Origin of the sequence: Angustibacter sp. Root456 (assembly GCF_001426435.1) — a bacterium.
Classification (GTDB): Bacteria; Actinomycetota; Actinomycetes; order Actinomycetales; family Angustibacteraceae; genus Angustibacter.
In genome coordinates this window covers 217,650-232,555 of record NZ_LMER01000014.1, presented here as the reverse complement: position 1 = coordinate 232,555, position 14,906 = coordinate 217,650, and the positions used below count along the sequence as shown (strand labels likewise).

Genomic DNA, 14,906 nt, shown 5'->3' with positions numbered 1-14,906 from the left:
TCGGTGGCCGATCCGTCCACCTACCGGCCGGCGCCGGGGGAGATTCCCGTCGAGCCCGGGGTCTACCGGTTCCGCGACAGCCACGGTCGCGTGATCTACGTGGGCAAGGCCAAGAGCCTGCGGGCTCGGCTGTCGTCGTACTTCCAGGACCTGTCGGCCCTGCATCCGCGCACCCAGACCATGGTCACGACCGCGGCCAGCGTCGAGTGGACCGTGGTGGCCACCGAGGTGGAGGCCCTGCAGCTGGAGTACTCCTGGATCAAGGAGTACGACCCGCGGTTTAACGTCAAGTACCGCGACGACAAGTCCTACCCCTACCTGGCCGTCACCATGGGTGAGGAGTTCCCGCGGGTCCAGGTGATGCGCGGCGCCAAGCGCAAGGGCACGCGGTACTTCGGCCCCTACGCGCACGCCTGGGCGATCCGCGAGACGGTCGACCTCCTGCTGCGCGTCTTCCCCGTCCGCACGTGCAGTAGCGGCGTGTTCAAGCGCGCCGCCCAGGTGGGCCGCCCGTGCCTGCTCGGGTACATCGGCAAGTGCTCGGCGCCGTGCGTCGGACGCGTGTCACCGCAGGAGCACCGCGACCTGGCCGAGGACTTCTGCGACTTCATGGCCGGCAACACCGGCCGCTTCGTCCGCCGGATCGAGGCCGAGATGCGCCAGGCGTCGTCCGAGCTGGAGTTCGAACGCGCCGCCCGGCTGCGCGACGACCTCGGTGCCCTGAACCGCGCCCTCGAGAAGAGCGCCGTCGTCCTGGCCGACGCCACGGACGCCGACGTCTTCGGCCTCGCCGACGACGAGCTGGAGGCCGCCGTGCAGGTCTTCCACGTCCGCGGTGGGCGCATTCGTGGCCAGCGCGGCTGGGTCGTCGAGAAGGTCGAGGACGTCAGCGCCGCCGACCTCGTGGAGCACCTCCTGCAGCAGGTCTACGGCGAGTCGCCGGACGCCGTCCCCCGCGAGGTGCTCGTGCCCGAGCTTCCCTCGGACGCCGACGAGGTCGCCGAGTGGCTGAGCAGCTTGCGCGGCGCCCGGGTCGACCTGCGCGTGCCGCGCCGCGGTGACAAGCGCGCGCTGCTCGAGACGGTGGAACGCAACGCCGGCCAGGCGCTCAACCTGCACAAGACGCGACGTGCCGGCGATCTCACGACGCGCTCGCTCGCCCTCAAGGAGCTGCAGACCGCCCTCGACCTCGCCGACGCGCCGCTGCGCATCGAGTGCTACGACGTCTCGAACCTCCAGGGCACCGAGGTGGTCGCCTCCATGGTCGTGTTCGAGGACGGCCTGCCGCGCAAGTCCGAGTACCGCCGCTTCGCCATCCGCGGCAGCGAGGGCCAGGACGACACCGCGTGGATGTACGAGGTGATCACCCGGCGGTTCCGGCGGTACCTCGACGAGCGGTCGGAGGCCAGCGACGTCGAGCTGGGCCAAGGCATCGACCCCGAGACGGGGCGTCCGCAGAAGTTCGCGTACCCGCCACAGCTCGTCGTCGTCGACGGCGGCCCCCCGCAGGTGGCTGCAGCGGCGCGGGCGCTCGCCGACCTGGGCATCGACGACGTCGCGCTCGTGGGCCTGGCCAAGCGGCTGGAGGAGGTGTGGTTGCCGGGAGACGACCACCCCGTCGTCCTCCCTCGCTCGAGTGAGGGCCTGTACCTCCTACAGCGCGTGCGCGACGAGGCGCACCGGTTCGCCATCACCTACCACCGTCAGCGCCGGTCGAGGTCGATGACGGCCAGCGCGCTCGACGGCATTCCCGGACTCGGCCCTGGTCGACGCACCGCGCTGCTCAAGCACTTCGGGTCCTTGAAGAAGCTGCGCCAAGCCGACGCCGCGGCAGTCGCCTCCGTGCCGGGGATCGGCCCGGCGACCGCCGAAGCCGTCGTGGCGGCGCTGGCTGCGCCGAGCGAGAGCGCGCCGTCGGTCAACCTCACGACCGGTGAGCTGCTCGACGACTGAGCTCCCGAGCGGGCCGCTCAGGTACCGGGCCGAGCGCGTCGCGAGCGGTGGAGCAGGCCCGCGACGGTTAGGCTGGCTCCACAGCCGACGAGGAGCATGGTGAGCGCGAGCAGCGAGCAGATGACGTCCGATACGCCCACGTCGAAGCCCTCGTGGCCCGAGCTGGTCATCGTGACGGGGATGTCGAGCGCGGGGCGGTCGACCGCCGCGAACGTGCTCGAGGACCTCGGCTGGTACGTCGTCGACAACCTGCCGCCCCAGATGCTCAACGAGCTGCTCGACCTCGCCGCGCGAGGCGGTGGGACCGGCAGCGGCAGCCGGCCGACGGCCGGGATCGCCGCGGTGGTCGACGTCCGCAGCCGGTCGTTCTTCCAGGCCCTTCAGGACGCGCTGTTCGAGCTGCGCACGCGCGGCGCGAACCCGCGCGTGGTCTTCCTGGACGCCGCCGACGACGTGCTCGTGCGCCGTCAGGAGTCCGTGCGCCGGCCCCACCCCCTGCAGGGTGACGGGCGCATCCTGGACGCTGTGCACCAGGAGCGTCTGATGCTCGAGTTCGTGCGAGAGAACGCTGACGTGGTGATCGACACCAGCGGGCTCAACGTCACCCAGCTGCGGTCCAAGGTGTCCCAGGTCTTCGACACCGGGGCACTGCCGGCCCTGCGTGCCACGGTCATGTCGTTCGGCTTCAAGTACGGCGTGCCGCTCGACGCCGACTTCGTCCTGGACATGCGGTTCCTGCCCAACCCGCACTGGGTCGAGGAGCTGCGACCGCAGACCGGGCTCGACGCGCCCGTCAGCGAGTACGTGCTCGCCCAGAGCGGGGCGGACGTGTTCCTCGACCGCTTCGTGTCGAGCCTCGAGCCGGTGCTCGTGGGCTACGAGGCCGAGAGCAAGCGGTACATGACCATCGCCGTCGGCTGCACCGGCGGCAAGCACCGTTCGGTCGCGATGACCACCGCCCTGGCCACCCGCCTGGCGGCGCTGGGCGTCCAGGTGGGCACGCTGCACCGAGACCTGGGTCGGGAGTGAGCGCGCCCGCCGTCGTCGCGCTGGGTGGAGGGCACGGGTTGGCGGCCTCGCTGGGGGCGCTGCGCCACCTCACCGACCGGCTCACCGCGGTGGTCACCGTCGCCGACGACGGCGGCTCGAGTGGGCGGTTGCGCCGCGAGCTCGGTGTGCTCCCGCCGGGCGACCTGCGCATGGCACTGGCTGCGCTGTGCGCCGACGGCGACTGGGGCACGACCTGGCGTGACGTGCTGCAGCACCGGTTCGCCAGCCAGGGCGAGCTGCACAACCACTCGGTGGGCAACCTGCTGATCGTCGCGCTGTGGGAGCTGCTCGGGGACTCGGTGCAGGGCCTGGACTGGGTGGGGCGCCTGCTCGGCGTCCAGGGACGCGTGCTGCCGATGAGCTCGGTGCCCCTCGACATCGAGGCGACCGTGGTGGGGCTCGATCCGACGTGCCCCACCGACGAGCAGGTCGTGCGTGGTCAGTCGCAGGTGGCCCGAGCCCGCGGCGACGTGACCGCGGTGCGGCTGGTGCCGCAGGATGCGCCGGCCTGCGCCGAGGCGCTCGAGGCGGTGCGCGCCGCCGACTGGGTCGTGCTCGGCCCGGGATCGTGGTTCACCTCGGTCATGCCGCACCTGTTGGTGCCGGAGCTGCGGGACGCCGTGTGCGACACCCCCGCGAAGCGCCTGGTGACCCTCAACCTCACGGCGGACGACGAGACCGGCGCCCTGAGCGCGGCGGACCTGCTCGACAGCCTCAGCCAGCACGCACCGCAGTTCCGCGCCGACGTCGTCCTGGCCGACCCGGCCGTGGCGTTCGTCCGCCACGAGCTCGAGGAGGCGGCGGCCCGCCTCGGCGCCACCTTGGTGGTCTCGTCCGTCGCCCACCCAGGTCGTCCGGGCGTTCACGACCCGCTGCGGCTCGCGGCGGCGTACCGTGACGTGCTGCGCTGACTGCCGTCGCCCGGGCGGGCAGCGCACCGACGAGGAATGGCAGGATGGCGTAATGGCGATGACGGCGATGGTGAAGGACGAGCTGAGCCGCCTGCAGGTGACGAAGACGTGCTGCCGCAAGGCCGAGGTGTCCTCGACGCTGCGGTTTGCGGGCGGGCTGCACATCGTCGCCGGACGCATCGTCGTGGAAGCCGAGCTCGACACCGGGCAGGCGGCACGTCGACTTCGTCGAGACATCTCCGACGTCTACGGGCACGCCAGCGACATCGTCGTCCTGGCGCCGGGTGGCTTGCGCCGCGGCACGCGCTACGTCGTGCGCGTGGTGAAGGACGGCGAGGCCCTGGCCCGCCAGACCGGGCTGATCGACGGTCGGGGACGCCCGGTGCGCGGCCTGCCGCCGCAGGTCGTGTCAGGGGCCGTCTGCGACGCGGAGGCCGCGTGGCGCGGAGCGTTCCTCGCGCACGGCTCGCTGACCGAGCCCGGGCGCTCGTCGGCGCTGGAGGTGACGTGCCCGGGGCCGGAAGCGGCGCTGGCGCTGGTCGGCGCTGCCCGCCGGCTGGGGATCGCGGCCAAGGCGCGGGAGGTGCGCGGCGTCGACCGCGTCGTCATCCGCGACGGCGACGCCATCGGCGCGATGCTCACCCGGCTGGGGGCTCACGACGCGGTGATGGCGTGGGAGGAACGGCGGATGCGCCGCGAGGTCCGGGCCACGGCCAACCGGCTCGCGAACTTCGACGACGCCAACCTGCGTCGCTCGGCGCGGGCCGCCGTGGCGGCCGGCTCGCGGGTCGCGCGAGCGCTGGAGATCCTCGGCGACGACGTGCCCGACCACCTGCGCGAGGCCGGCGAGCTGAGGTTGGCGCACAAGCAGGCCAGCCTCGAGGAACTGGGCCACCTGGCCGACCCGCCCATGACCAAGGACGCCGTCGCCGGGCGGATCCGGCGCTTGCTGGCGATGGCCGACAAGCGGGCCGAGTCCGAGGGGGTTCCCGGCACCGAGGCCAACCTCACGCCGGACATGCTCGACGCCTGAGACCGCTGCCTGCGTCTGCACCGGGGGCGATAGGGTCGGGATCGACGCAAGGGACGTCTCGACGTCCGGCCCAACCGAACGCGTCCCAGGGGGACGCGACCGTTCCAGGAGGCAGCGCAGTGACCGTTCGTGTAGGCATCAACGGCTTCGGCCGCATCGGCCGCAACTTCTTCCGCGCCGTGCAGGCGTCGGGCGCCGACATCGAGATCGTGGCGGCCAACGACCTCACGGACAACGCGACGCTGGCGCACCTGCTGAAGTACGACTCGATCCTCGGCCGCAACCCCGCTGAGGTCGTCGCCACCGACGACGGCATCACCGTCGACGGCAAGCTGATGCGCGTCTTCGAGGAGCGCGACCCGGCCGCCCTGAAGTGGAGCGAGGTCGGCGCCGACGTCGTCATCGAGTCCACCGGCTTCTTCACTGACGCCACCAAGGCCAAGGCGCACCTCGACGGAGGTGCGAAGAAGGTCATCATCTCGGCGCCGGCCAAGAACGAGGACGTCACGGTCGTGATGGGCGTCAACGACGGCGACTACGACCCCGCTGCGCACACCGTGATCTCCAACGCCTCCTGCACGACGAACTGCCTGGCGCCCATGGCGAAGGCGATCCACGACGCCTTCACCATCGAGCGCGGTCTGATGACCACGGTCCACGCCTACACGGGCGACCAGAACCTGCAGGACGGCCCGCACCGCGACCTGCGCCGCGCCCGAGCCGCCGCGATCAACGTCGTGCCGACCTCGACCGGCGCCGCGAAGGCGATCGGCCTCGTGATGCCCGAGCTCAAGGGCAAGCTCGACGGCTACGCCCTGCGAGTGCCGATCCCCACGGGCTCGGCGACCGACCTCACCGTGAACGTCTCGCGCGAGACGACCGTCGAGGAGGTCAACGCCGCGGTGAAGGCCGCCGCCGAGGGCGCGCTGAAGGGCTACTTGCGCTACACCGAGGACGAGATCGTGTCGTCCGACATCGTCACCGACCCGGCGTCCTGCATCTTCGACGCCAAGCTGACGAAGGTCATCGGCAACCAGGTCAAGGTCGTCGGCTGGTACGACAACGAGTGGGGCTACTCCAACCGGCTCGTCGACCTGGTCAAGCTCGTCGGCGCCTCGCTCTGAGGCGCCCGTGCTGACCATCGACGACCTCGGTGAGCTGAAGGGCCGGCGGGTTCTGGTCCGCAGCGACCTCAACGTCCCGCTCGACGGCACGACGATCACCGACGACGGGCGCATCCGCGCCTCGGTGCCGACGATCCGGCAGCTGCAGGAGGCCGGCGCGCGCGTCGTCGTGTGCGCGCACCTCGGCCGCCCCAAGGGCACGCCGGATGCCAAGTACTCGCTGGCTCCCGTCGCCCAGCGGCTCGGCGAGCTGCTGGGCGCGCCGGTCGCCTTCGCCACCGACACCGTGGGTGAGTCGGCGCGCTCGACCGTCGACGGCCTGGCCGACGGCGAGGTCGCCCTGCTCGAGAACCTGCGTTTCAACGCGGGCGAGACCAGCAAGGACGACGCGGAGCGCGGTGCCTTCGCCGACGAGCTGGCGTCGCTGGCCGACGCCTACGTCAGCGACGGGTTCGGCGTGGTGCATCGCCGCCAGGCGTCGGTGGTCGACGTCGCGGAGCGCCTTCCGCACGCGGCCGGCGGGCTGGTCCTGGCCGAGGTCGACGTCCTGCGCCGGCTGACCCGTGACCCAGAGCGCCCGTACGCCGTCGTGCTCGGCGGTTCCAAGGTCTCCGACAAGCTGGGCGTGATCGAGAACCTGCTCGGCACCGCCGACCGGATCCTCGTGGGTGGCGGCATGGTGTTCACCTTCCTCAAGGCCCAGGGGCACGAGGTCGGCCAGAGCCTGCTCGAGGACGACCAGCTCGACATCGTGCGCGGGTACCTCGAGCAGGCCGAGCAGCGCGGCGTGGAGATCGTGCTGCCGGTCGACGTGGTCGCGGCCACCGCGTTCGCCGCAGACGCCGAGCACGACGTGGTGGGGGTCGAGGCGATCCCGTCCGACCGGCTCGGCCTCGACATCGGACCCCGATCGGCTGCCCTCTTCGCCGAGCGCCTCGCCGACGCGCGCACGGTGTTCTGGAACGGCCCGATGGGCGTGTTCGAGATGGAGCCGTACAGCCACGGCACCCGAGCCGTGGCCCAGGCGCTCGTCGACAGCGACGCGTTCACGGTGGTGGGCGGCGGCGACTCGGCCGCCGCCGTGCGCACCCTCGGGTTCGCCGACGACGCCTTCGGTCACATCTCGACCGGTGGCGGCGCCAGCCTGGAGTACCTCGAGGGCAAGACCCTGCCCGGCCTGACCGTGCTCGAGAACTGAGAGGTACCCCGACGATGGCACGCGCCACCGCGACCGGCCGCACGCCGCTGATGGCGGGCAACTGGAAGATGAACCTCGACCACCTGGCCGGGGCGCACCTGGTGCAGAAGCTTGACTGGACGCTCAAGGACGCCAGGCACGACTTCGCGGCGGTCGAGGTGGCGGTGCTGCCGCCGTTCACCGACCTGCGCACCGTGCAGACGCTCGTCGAAGGCGACCGGCTCGACATCCGGTACGGCGCCCAGGACCTGTCGCAGCACAGCGAGGGCGCCTACACCGGTGAGGTGTCGGGCGCGATGCTCGCCAAGCTCGGCTGCACGTACGTCGTCGTGGGGCACAGTGAGCGTCGCGAGTACCACCACGAGGACGACGCGCTCGTGGCCGCCAAGGTGAAGGCGGCCTACCAGCACTCGCTCGTGCCGATCCTGTGCGTCGGTGAGGGGCTCGACGTGCGCCAGGAGGGCCGACACGTCGAGCACACTCTCGCCCAGCTCGACGCCGCGCTGGAGGGCGTGAGCGCGGCGCAGGGTCGCACCCTGGTCGTGGCCTACGAGCCGGTGTGGGCCATCGGCACCGGTGAGGTCGCCACCCCCGAGGACGCCCAGGAGGTCTGCGGTGCGCTGCGCACCCGCCTCGCCGAGCGCTGGTCGGGGGACGTCGCGGACGCCGTGCGGGTGCTCTACGGCGGCTCGGTCAAGGCGGCGAACATCGCCTCGATCATGGCTCAGCCGGACGTGGACGGCGCTCTCGTCGGCGGCGCCAGCCTCAAGGCCGACGAGTTCGCGAGCATCTGCCGCTACCGCGACCACCAGGTCGGCTGACCGCAGCCCAGGCGACCGCGTACCCTGTTCGAGTCACACCCGACCCATCCGACGGACGGAACCTCTTCGTGAGCGCTGTACGAATCAGCCTGCAGGTGCTGCTGGTCATCACCAGCCTGTTCCTGACCCTGCTCATCCTGCTGCACAAGGGCAAGGGCGGCGGCATGTCGGACATGTTCGGCGGCGGTGTGAGCTCGAGCCTGGGTGGGTCGTCGGTCGCGGAGAAGAACCTCGACCGCTTCACCATCGCGTTGGCCCTGGTGTGGACCGCCGCCATCATCGGCATCGGGCTGATCGAGCGGTTCTCCACCAGCTGACTGCGGCCGAGCCGGTTCAGCGCAACCACGACGTACACGACACAGGAGAGTCCTCATGGCAGGCGGTAACGCGATCCGGGGCAGCCGGGTAGGCGCTGGCCCGATGGGCGAGGCCGAGCGCGGCGACGCGGCACCGCGCATCGTCCAGTCGTACTGGTGCGCCAACGGGCACGAGACGCGACCCAGCTTCGCCGACGAGGCTGGGGTCGCACCGCCCGAGACCTGGGACTGCCCGCGCTGCGGCTTCCCGGCCGGTCAGGACCAGGCGAACCCGCCGGCGCCGCCGAAGGTCGAGCCGTACAAGACGCACCTGGCGTACGTGAAGGAGCGCCGCAGCGACTCCGACGGTCAGGCGATCCTCGACGAGGCGCTGCAGCAGCTGCGTCAGCGTGGCCTCATCCGCTGACCCGGCTGGGGGAGTCGGGCGCCGCAGCCCTCACGTCGTAGGGCGGCCATCGATCACGTCGAGGTCGCGCACGGCGTAGCGGTGATGCTCCCACTCCTCCTCGAGGATGGTGTGCAGGCACGACAACGTCGTCTCCTCGTGCTGCGGTGACCACGGGTTGCGGCGCGGCACGCGCAGGTCGGCGTCGGTGATGTGGGCGAACAGCTCGCGCACCATCGTCACCCGGCTCTCGCGGGCGGCGAGCACCGCAGCGAAGGGCGGTAGCTCGGTCGTGAACACTGATGTGTCGTAGCCGTCGGTGGCGTACTCCGCGTTCGGCTGGCCCAGCGGGTGGTACGGCTGCGGCTGCTCGAGGATCGCGCGCCCCAACCAGGTGTCGGTGGCCATCACCAGGTGCCGCAGAGTCTGCGCGAAGCTCCACTCGCCGTCGACCGAGAGGTCGGTGGTGCCCGGTGGCATCGCCGCGACGCGCGCGAGCGTCGTGGCCCAGCTGCGCTCGACGGCGGCCCAGGCTCGGCGCAGCCCGTCGGGGTCGGTGGCCCGCCGTTGCTCGCGTCCGGGAAAGCGCCGGTTGAGCTCGGCGTCGACGTAGGGCGTGACGTCGACCCCGTTGACCAGCAGCGCGGTGCCGCCCTCGAGGAGCCAGGGGGAGTCGATCTCGACGCCGGCGACGTCTCCGCCGCGCACCACCGCACCCGACAGGTCGCACCGTACGAACCGGACCCCGGACAGGTCGCGGTCGGTGAAACGGCGGTCAGGGTCGGCGGCGGCGTCCGAGGTCGTCATGTCGGCGACCGTACTCGCGGCCGCCGACAGCCGTCACGGGCTCGCGATGCGCACGAGCGCGGGTGGCACCGTGGTCGCCGCGGCCCGGTCAAGCAGCCAGGCCGTGACGCGACGGCCGCGCACCGCGGCTGCGGGCGCCTGCACCGGCCCGGCACCGCTGAGGCTGAGTCCCACGGCCTGCGCCTTCTCAGCACCTGCGGCCACCAGCCAGACCTCTTGTGCCCGGGCGATCGCGGGCAGGGTGAGCGTCACGCGCAGCGGTGGCGGCTTGGGCGAGCCGTGAACGCCGACCACCAGCCGCTCCTGCTCGTGCACCGCCGCCTGCTCGGGAAAGATCGAGGCGACGTGGGCGTCTGGACCGACGCCGAGCATGAGGACGTCGAAGGCCGGGGTACCCTCACGCCCCGCGCCCTCGTGGTCGGCCACTCGCGCCAGCTCGTCGGCGTACCGGGCGGCGGCGTCATCGACGCCGCCGACGCCGGGGGTGTCGCTCGCGGGTACGGCGTGCACGTGGCGGGGGTCGAGTGGCAGGCGGTCGAGCAGCGCCTCGCGTGCCTGCGTCTCGTTGCGATCCGGGTGGCCACTGGGCAAGAAGCGCTCGTCACCCCACCAGACGTGCACCCGGGCCCAGTCGACGGCGTCGCGTCCGGGGCCCTCCCCGAGGGCGCTCAGCACGGCGCTGCCCATGCCACCGCCGGTGAGCACGACGTGCGCCCGGCCGCGGTCGGACAGCGCCTCGACCAGCCGGGTCACCAGGCGGTCCGCGACCGAGCGGGCCAGCAGGTCGGCGTCCGCGTGGACGACGACCAGGGGCGCGCTGCTCATGCCCCGGCCCCGGCGGCCGGCTTCGCAGCGGCCTTCTTGCGAGCCGCCTGGCTCGCGGTCTTGGCGGCTGTTTTCTTCGCTGTCTTCTTGGCTGTCTTCTTCGTGGTCTTCTTGGCGGTCTTCTTGGCGGTGGCTGACTTGGGCGCCGCGTTCTCCGCCGGCTGTGCCTCGCGAATCTTCCGGGCGTGCGTCGCCTCCCGGCGGGACGCCACCTGCGCCTGCTTGCGCGCCTCGGGCAGCGACATGCTCTCGCCCTGGGCAGCCGCCTCGCCGGCGGTCAGCGAGCGACCGGCCTTGAGCCGGTCCATGCCCTGGGTGAGCGCGGCCTGGTAGACCTCGTCGGGGTCGAGCCGGCGCAGCTCCTCGGCCAGGCACTCGGCGAGGTCACGGCGCGGCAGCGAGATGCGGCGATCGGGCTGCCCCGACTGGGTCAGCGTGGCGATCGCGCCGTCAGCGCGGACGAGGTCGATCGGGCCGCTGCGGCGCTGCAGCCGGACGGCCTGCATGCCGGTGCCGGCGCGGGTTCGGCTGCGCACCACCGGGCAGCGCAGGGTCTGCGCGAGCCAGGCCGCGAGCAGGTCGGTGCTGGGGCTGTCGCTCGCGCCGGTCACCGTCACCCGCTCGACCGGTTCGTACGGCGGCTGGTCGAGCGCCGCCGCCAGCAGCCCCCGCCACTTGGTGACACGCGTCCAGGCCAGGTCGGTGTCGCCCGCCGCGTAGGTGTCGCGGCGGCGCTCGAGCGCCTTGCGCGGGTTGGGTGCGGCCGCGGCGTCGGTGATGCGCCGCTGGGCCATCGAGCCGATCGGGTCCTGGGCCGCGTTCGGCGGGGCCTGGTCGGGCCACCAGACGACCAGAGGGGAGTCGGGCAGCAGCAGCGGAGTGACGACGCTGTCGGCGTGCGCGGTGAGCTGGCCGTACAGGCGCAGCACGATCACCTCGCTCGCCCCGGCGTCGCCGCCGACGCGCACCTGGGCGTCGATCCGGTCGGCGCCGCGGCGGTTGCCCTGCACGATGACGATCACGCGACACGGGTGCTCGCGGCTGGCGTCGTTGGCCGCCTCGATGGCCACCTCCGCGCCCTGCTCGTCGGTGACGATCACCAACGTCAGCACCCGGCCCAGGGCGACGGCGCCCCCGGTGTCGCGCAGGTCGACGAGCTTGCGGTTGACCGCCGCCGTCGTGGTGCTCGGCAGGTCGATGATCACGGGAGCCTCCACTGGCGGCCGTCGCGGGCCATCATCTCGTCGGCGGACGCCGGCCCCCACGTGCCGGCCGCGTACTGCTCCGGCCGCCCGTCACGGGCCCAGTGCTTCTCGATGGGGTCGAGGATCTTCCACGACAGCTCGACCTCCTCGTGCCGGGGGAACAGCGGCGGGTCGCCGAGCAGGACGTCGAGGATCAGCCGCTCGTAGGCCTCCGGCGAGGACTCGGTGAAGGCATGGCCGTAGCCGAAGTCCATCGTGACGTCGCGCACCTCCATCGCGGTGCCCGGCACCTTGGACCCGAAGCGCATGGTGACGCCCTCGTCCGGCTGCACCCGGATCACCAGGGCGTTGCGCCCGAGCTCCTCGGTCGCCGTCTTCTCGAACGGCAGGTGCGGCGCCTGCTTGAACATCACCGCGATCTCGCTCACCCGCCGCCCGAGCCGCTTGCCGGTGCGCAAGTAGAACGGCACGCCGGCCCAGCGGCGGGTGTCGATCTCGAGCTTCACCGCGGCGTAGGTCTCCGTGGTGGAGCTGCGGTCGATGCCGTCCTCCTGCAGGTAGCCGACGACCTTCTGGCCCCCTTGCCAGCCGGGGCCGTACTGCCCGCGCGCCGTGGCGGCCGACAGGTCGTGCGGGAGCCGGACGGCTGACAGCACCTTCTCCTTCTCCGCTCGCAGGTCCTGAGCGTCGAACGAGACCGGCTCCTCCATGGCCGTGAGCGCCAGCAGCTGCAGCAGGTGGTTCTGGATGACGTCGCGGGCAGCGCCGATGCCGTCGTAGTAGCCGGCGCGGCCACCGATGCCGATGTCCTCGGCCATGGTGATCTGCACGTGGTCGACGTAGTGGGCGTTCCAGATCGGCTCGAACATCTGGTTGGCGAAGCGCAGCGCCAGGATGTTCTGCACCGTCTCCTTGCCGAGGTAGTGGTCGATGCGGAACACCGCGTCGGGCGGGAAGACCTTGGAGACGATGTCGTTCAACTCGCGAGCGCTGGCCAGGTCGTGACCGAACGGCTTCTCGATGACCACGCGCCGCCAGGTGTCGGGCGCCGGGCTCGACAGGCCCGAGCGGTCGAGCTGCTCGCAGACGAGGGAGAAGAAGCGCGGCGGGATCGACAGGTAGAACGCGTGGTTGCCGCCGGTGCCGCGCTCGGCGTCGAGGCTCTTGACCGTCTCAGCCAGCCGGTCGAACGCGTCGTCGTCGTCGAAGTCGCCGGGCACGAACCGGAAGCCCTCTGCGAGGTGCTTCCAGACGCTCTCGCGAAAGGGCGTGCGAGCGTGCTGCTTCACCGCGTCGTACACGATCTGGCCGAAGTCCTGGTCGGCCCAGTCGCGGCGCGCGAAGCCCACGAGGGAGAACCCCGGCGGCAGCAACCCGCGGTTGGCCAGGTCGTAGACCGCCGGCATGAGCTTCTTGCGCGCGAGGTCGCCCGTGACGCCGAAGATCACCAGGCTGCAAGGCCCGGCGATCTTCTGCAGCCGCTTGTCACGCGGGTCGCGCAGGGGGTTGCGGTCGGCGGTGACCCGGGCTGGGCTCACTGCAGGACCTCCAGGAGTCGGCGCACGCCCTCGGTGCGGTCGGTGAGGTGCAGCCGGAGCACCGGGCGCCCGTGGTCGGCGAGCACCTGGGCGTCGCCCGCCGCCTGGGCGGCGATGAGGTCGCCGAAGGTGAACTGCTGCCCCGGAACGGCGAGGTCGCCCGCCGGGGAGCCGGTGACCTGCAGGTAGACGCCGGTGGCCGGCCCGCCCTTGTGGTACTGGCCGGTGGAGTGCAGGAAGCGCGGACCCCAACCGAAGGTCGTCGGCCGGTGCGTGCGCCGCGCCAGTGCGGGCCGTACGTCGGCCAGGTCGGCCTGGTCGGCACGGTCGAGGTAGGCCATGACCGCCAGGTAGCCCTGCTGGGGGTCGAGCCGGCCGAGCAGGGCCGCGACGGCCCCGGGGAGGTCGCTCACGCCGTCGAGCAGACCCTCGGTGGCGCGCACCTCGATGCCGCCGTCGACGAAGACCGGTGCCGTCGTGTCGGGGGAGCCCTCGAGCAGGCCGCGGGCGGCCTTCTTGGCGCTCTCGACGTCGGGCTGGTCGAAGGGGTTGATGCCCAGCAGGCGGCCGGCGACGGCTGTGGCGGCCTCCCAGAGCAGCATCATGGCGCCCAGGGAACCGCCGACGGTGACGCTCGCGGCGACGTCGCCTCCAGCGTCACCGGTGGTCGCCTCGCCTGCGGCACCGTGTGTCGCGTCCGCGCCGCCGGCGGCGTCGTCGGCCACCGCCACGAGGTGCACGGGCAGGACGTCTGGCGCTGGGTCGCGCAGCTCTGGCGCGTCCGGCCCCTCGACGGCCACCGGCAGCAGCCCGGTGCCCTGCTTGCCGGTGCTCTCGGCGATGAGCTGCTCGGCCCAGTCCGAGAACCCGTCGATCGGGGTGCCGTCGGGAACGAGCACGATCTTGTCGCGGCGGCCGGAACCTGCCGTCGGTTCGGCACCGGCGATCGCCGCACCGAGGACGAGAGCAGGATTGCCCTCGCCGTCGTCAGCGAGCAGGTCGGTGACGGCCTCGGCGTCGTCGAGGAGGGCTCCGACGTCGACGCCGGCCAGGCCGCTCGGCACGAGCCCGAACGCCGTGAGCGCGGAGTACCGCCCGCCGACGTCCGGGTCGGCCAGGACGACGCGCTGGCCGGCCTCGCGCGCGCTCGCCTCCAGAGGAGAGCCGGGGTCGGTGACGACCACGACGCGTCCGGCCGGGTCGATGCCGGCGTCCGTGAAGGCCTGGGTGTAGGCGCGGCGCTGGCTGTCGGTCTCGACCGTGCTGCCGGACTTGCTCGACACGACGACGACCGTGCGGTCGAGGCGGTCGGCGAGCGCGGCGCGCACGTAGTCGGGGTCGCTGGAGTCGAGCACCGTGAGCGGTCGCCCGGCCGTGGCGCAGATGACCTCGGGGGCCAGGGACGAGCCGCCCATGCCGGCCAGCACGACGTGGTCGACGCCCGCGGCGGTCAGCTCCTCGCGCAGCGCCGCGATCTCGCCCACGAGCGGGCGCGAGGAGCGGCCCAGGCCCACCCAGGCCAGCCGCTTGGTGGCCTCGGCCTCGGCGTCCGGACCCCAGAGGGTGGCGTCCTGCGCGAAGAGCCGCGAGGCGAACGACTCCTCGACGAGCACCGGCACGTGCCGGCGGACCGCCTCGGCCGCCTCACCCGTCGCGGCGACCTCGATGACGCCGGACGGCGTGCCCTCACCGCCGCCCGCCCACGCCATCACCGCGCCCGCGGGACCGTCGTCCGGCGT

Annotated in this window: 14 protein-coding genes; 9 read left to right on the top strand and 5 right to left on the bottom strand. The window is 72.4% G+C overall.

Annotated elements, in window-relative coordinates:
• Nucleotides 1-3: 3 nt before the first annotated feature.
• The 9 genes from uvrC to ASD06_RS06245 all read left to right on the top strand — a co-directional run bounded on the left by uvrC (nucleotide 4) and on the right by ASD06_RS06245 (nucleotide 8,813).
• Nucleotides 4-1,953, top strand: coding sequence for an excinuclease ABC subunit UvrC (uvrC, locus tag ASD06_RS06285; protein ID WP_056674628.1), 1,950 nt, complete (start codon nucleotides 4-6; stop codon nucleotides 1,951-1,953).
• A gap of 96 nt (nucleotides 1,954-2,049) precedes the next feature.
• Nucleotides 2,050-2,982 (top strand): RNase adapter RapZ, encoded by a 933-nt coding sequence (rapZ, locus tag ASD06_RS06280; RefSeq protein WP_369853691.1) that lies wholly within the window; start codon nucleotides 2,050-2,052, stop codon nucleotides 2,980-2,982.
• Entirely contained in the window at nucleotides 2,979-3,914 is a 936-nt protein-coding gene (gene yvcK / locus ASD06_RS06275; protein ID WP_056674626.1) for a uridine diphosphate-N-acetylglucosamine-binding protein YvcK, read from the top strand. The genes rapZ and yvcK overlap by 4 nt, the downstream gene beginning before the upstream one ends.
• Before the next feature lie 52 nt (nucleotides 3,915-3,966).
• Nucleotides 3,967-4,947, top strand: a complete 981-nt coding sequence (gene whiA / locus ASD06_RS06270) for a DNA-binding protein WhiA (RefSeq protein WP_056674625.1) — start codon at nucleotides 3,967-3,969, stop codon at nucleotides 4,945-4,947.
• Nucleotides 4,948-5,066: 119 nt separating this feature from the next.
• Nucleotides 5,067-6,071 carry a type I glyceraldehyde-3-phosphate dehydrogenase gene (gene gap, locus ASD06_RS06265; RefSeq protein WP_056674624.1) on the top strand — a complete coding sequence of 335 codons (1,005 nt, stop codon included), beginning with the start codon at nucleotides 5,067-5,069 and terminating at the stop codon, nucleotides 6,069-6,071.
• A gap of 7 nt (nucleotides 6,072-6,078) precedes the next feature.
• Nucleotides 6,079-7,269 (top strand): phosphoglycerate kinase, encoded by a 1,191-nt coding sequence (gene pgk / locus ASD06_RS06260; protein WP_056674623.1) that lies wholly within the window; start codon nucleotides 6,079-6,081, stop codon nucleotides 7,267-7,269.
• A 14-nt stretch (nucleotides 7,270-7,283) separates the two neighbouring features.
• Entirely contained in the window at nucleotides 7,284-8,090 is an 807-nt protein-coding gene (tpiA, locus tag ASD06_RS06255; protein WP_056674622.1) for a triose-phosphate isomerase, read from the top strand.
• Nucleotides 8,091-8,158: 68 nt separating this feature from the next.
• Nucleotides 8,159-8,407, top strand: coding sequence for a preprotein translocase subunit SecG (secG, locus tag ASD06_RS06250; RefSeq protein WP_056674619.1), 249 nt, complete (start codon nucleotides 8,159-8,161; stop codon nucleotides 8,405-8,407).
• 55 nt (nucleotides 8,408-8,462) lie between these two features.
• On the top strand, nucleotides 8,463-8,813 hold the full coding sequence (locus ASD06_RS06245; RefSeq protein ID WP_056674617.1) for an RNA polymerase-binding protein RbpA: 351 nt from the start codon (nucleotides 8,463-8,465) through the stop codon (nucleotides 8,811-8,813).
• 30 nt (nucleotides 8,814-8,843) lie between these two features.
• Here the strand turns inward: ASD06_RS06245 and ASD06_RS06240 are convergent, their stop codons facing one another.
• The 5 genes from ASD06_RS06240 to ASD06_RS06220 are packed head-to-tail and all read right to left on the bottom strand — an operon-like array spanning nucleotide 8,844 to nucleotide 14,876.
• On the bottom strand, nucleotides 8,844-9,599 hold the full coding sequence (locus ASD06_RS06240; RefSeq protein ID WP_056674615.1) for a DinB family protein: 756 nt from the start codon (nucleotides 9,597-9,599) through the stop codon (nucleotides 8,844-8,846).
• 33 nt (nucleotides 9,600-9,632) lie between these two features.
• Complete coding sequence (gene pgl / locus ASD06_RS06235) at nucleotides 9,633-10,424, bottom strand: 6-phosphogluconolactonase (protein WP_056674613.1); 792 nt, start codon at nucleotides 10,422-10,424, stop codon at nucleotides 9,633-9,635.
• Entirely contained in the window at nucleotides 10,421-11,629 is a 1,209-nt protein-coding gene (gene opcA / locus ASD06_RS06230) for a glucose-6-phosphate dehydrogenase assembly protein OpcA (protein ID WP_056675081.1), read from the bottom strand. The genes pgl and opcA overlap by 4 nt, the downstream gene beginning before the upstream one ends.
• Nucleotides 11,626-13,167: a glucose-6-phosphate dehydrogenase gene (gene zwf, locus ASD06_RS06225; RefSeq protein WP_056674611.1), complete on the bottom strand. Its 1,542-nt coding sequence runs from the start codon at nucleotides 13,165-13,167 to the stop codon at nucleotides 11,626-11,628. Before zwf ends, opcA begins: the two co-directional genes overlap by 4 nt.
• The gene (locus ASD06_RS06220; RefSeq protein WP_056675079.1) at nucleotides 13,164-14,876 is read right to left on the bottom strand and encodes a glucose-6-phosphate isomerase; all 1,713 of its coding nucleotides are present in this window, start codon (nucleotides 14,874-14,876) and stop codon (nucleotides 13,164-13,166) included. Before ASD06_RS06220 ends, zwf begins: the two co-directional genes overlap by 4 nt.
• Nucleotides 14,877-14,906 lie beyond the last annotated feature (30 nt).

Excerpts from the sequence above, each read along its gene's own strand:
- whiA (WP_056674625.1), top strand. The coding sequence starts at position 3,967 with ATGGCGATGACGGCGATGGTGAAGGACGAGCTGAGCCGCCTGCAGGTG.
- tpiA (WP_056674622.1), top strand. The coding sequence starts at position 7,284 with ATGGCACGCGCCACCGCGACCGGCCGCACGCCGCTGATGGCGGGCAAC.
- ASD06_RS06220 (WP_056675079.1), bottom strand. The coding sequence starts at position 14,876 with ATGGCGTGGGCGGGCGGCGGTGAGGGCACGCCGTCCGGCGTCATCGAG.
- pgl (WP_056674613.1), bottom strand. The coding sequence starts at position 10,424 with ATGAGCAGCGCGCCCCTGGTCGTCGTCCACGCGGACGCCGACCTGCTG.
- ASD06_RS06245 (WP_056674617.1), top strand. The coding sequence starts at position 8,463 with ATGGCAGGCGGTAACGCGATCCGGGGCAGCCGGGTAGGCGCTGGCCCG.
- rapZ (WP_369853691.1), top strand. The coding sequence starts at position 2,050 with ATGGTGAGCGCGAGCAGCGAGCAGATGACGTCCGATACGCCCACGTCG.
- ASD06_RS06240 (WP_056674615.1), bottom strand. The coding sequence starts at position 9,599 with ATGACGACCTCGGACGCCGCCGCCGACCCTGACCGCCGTTTCACCGAC.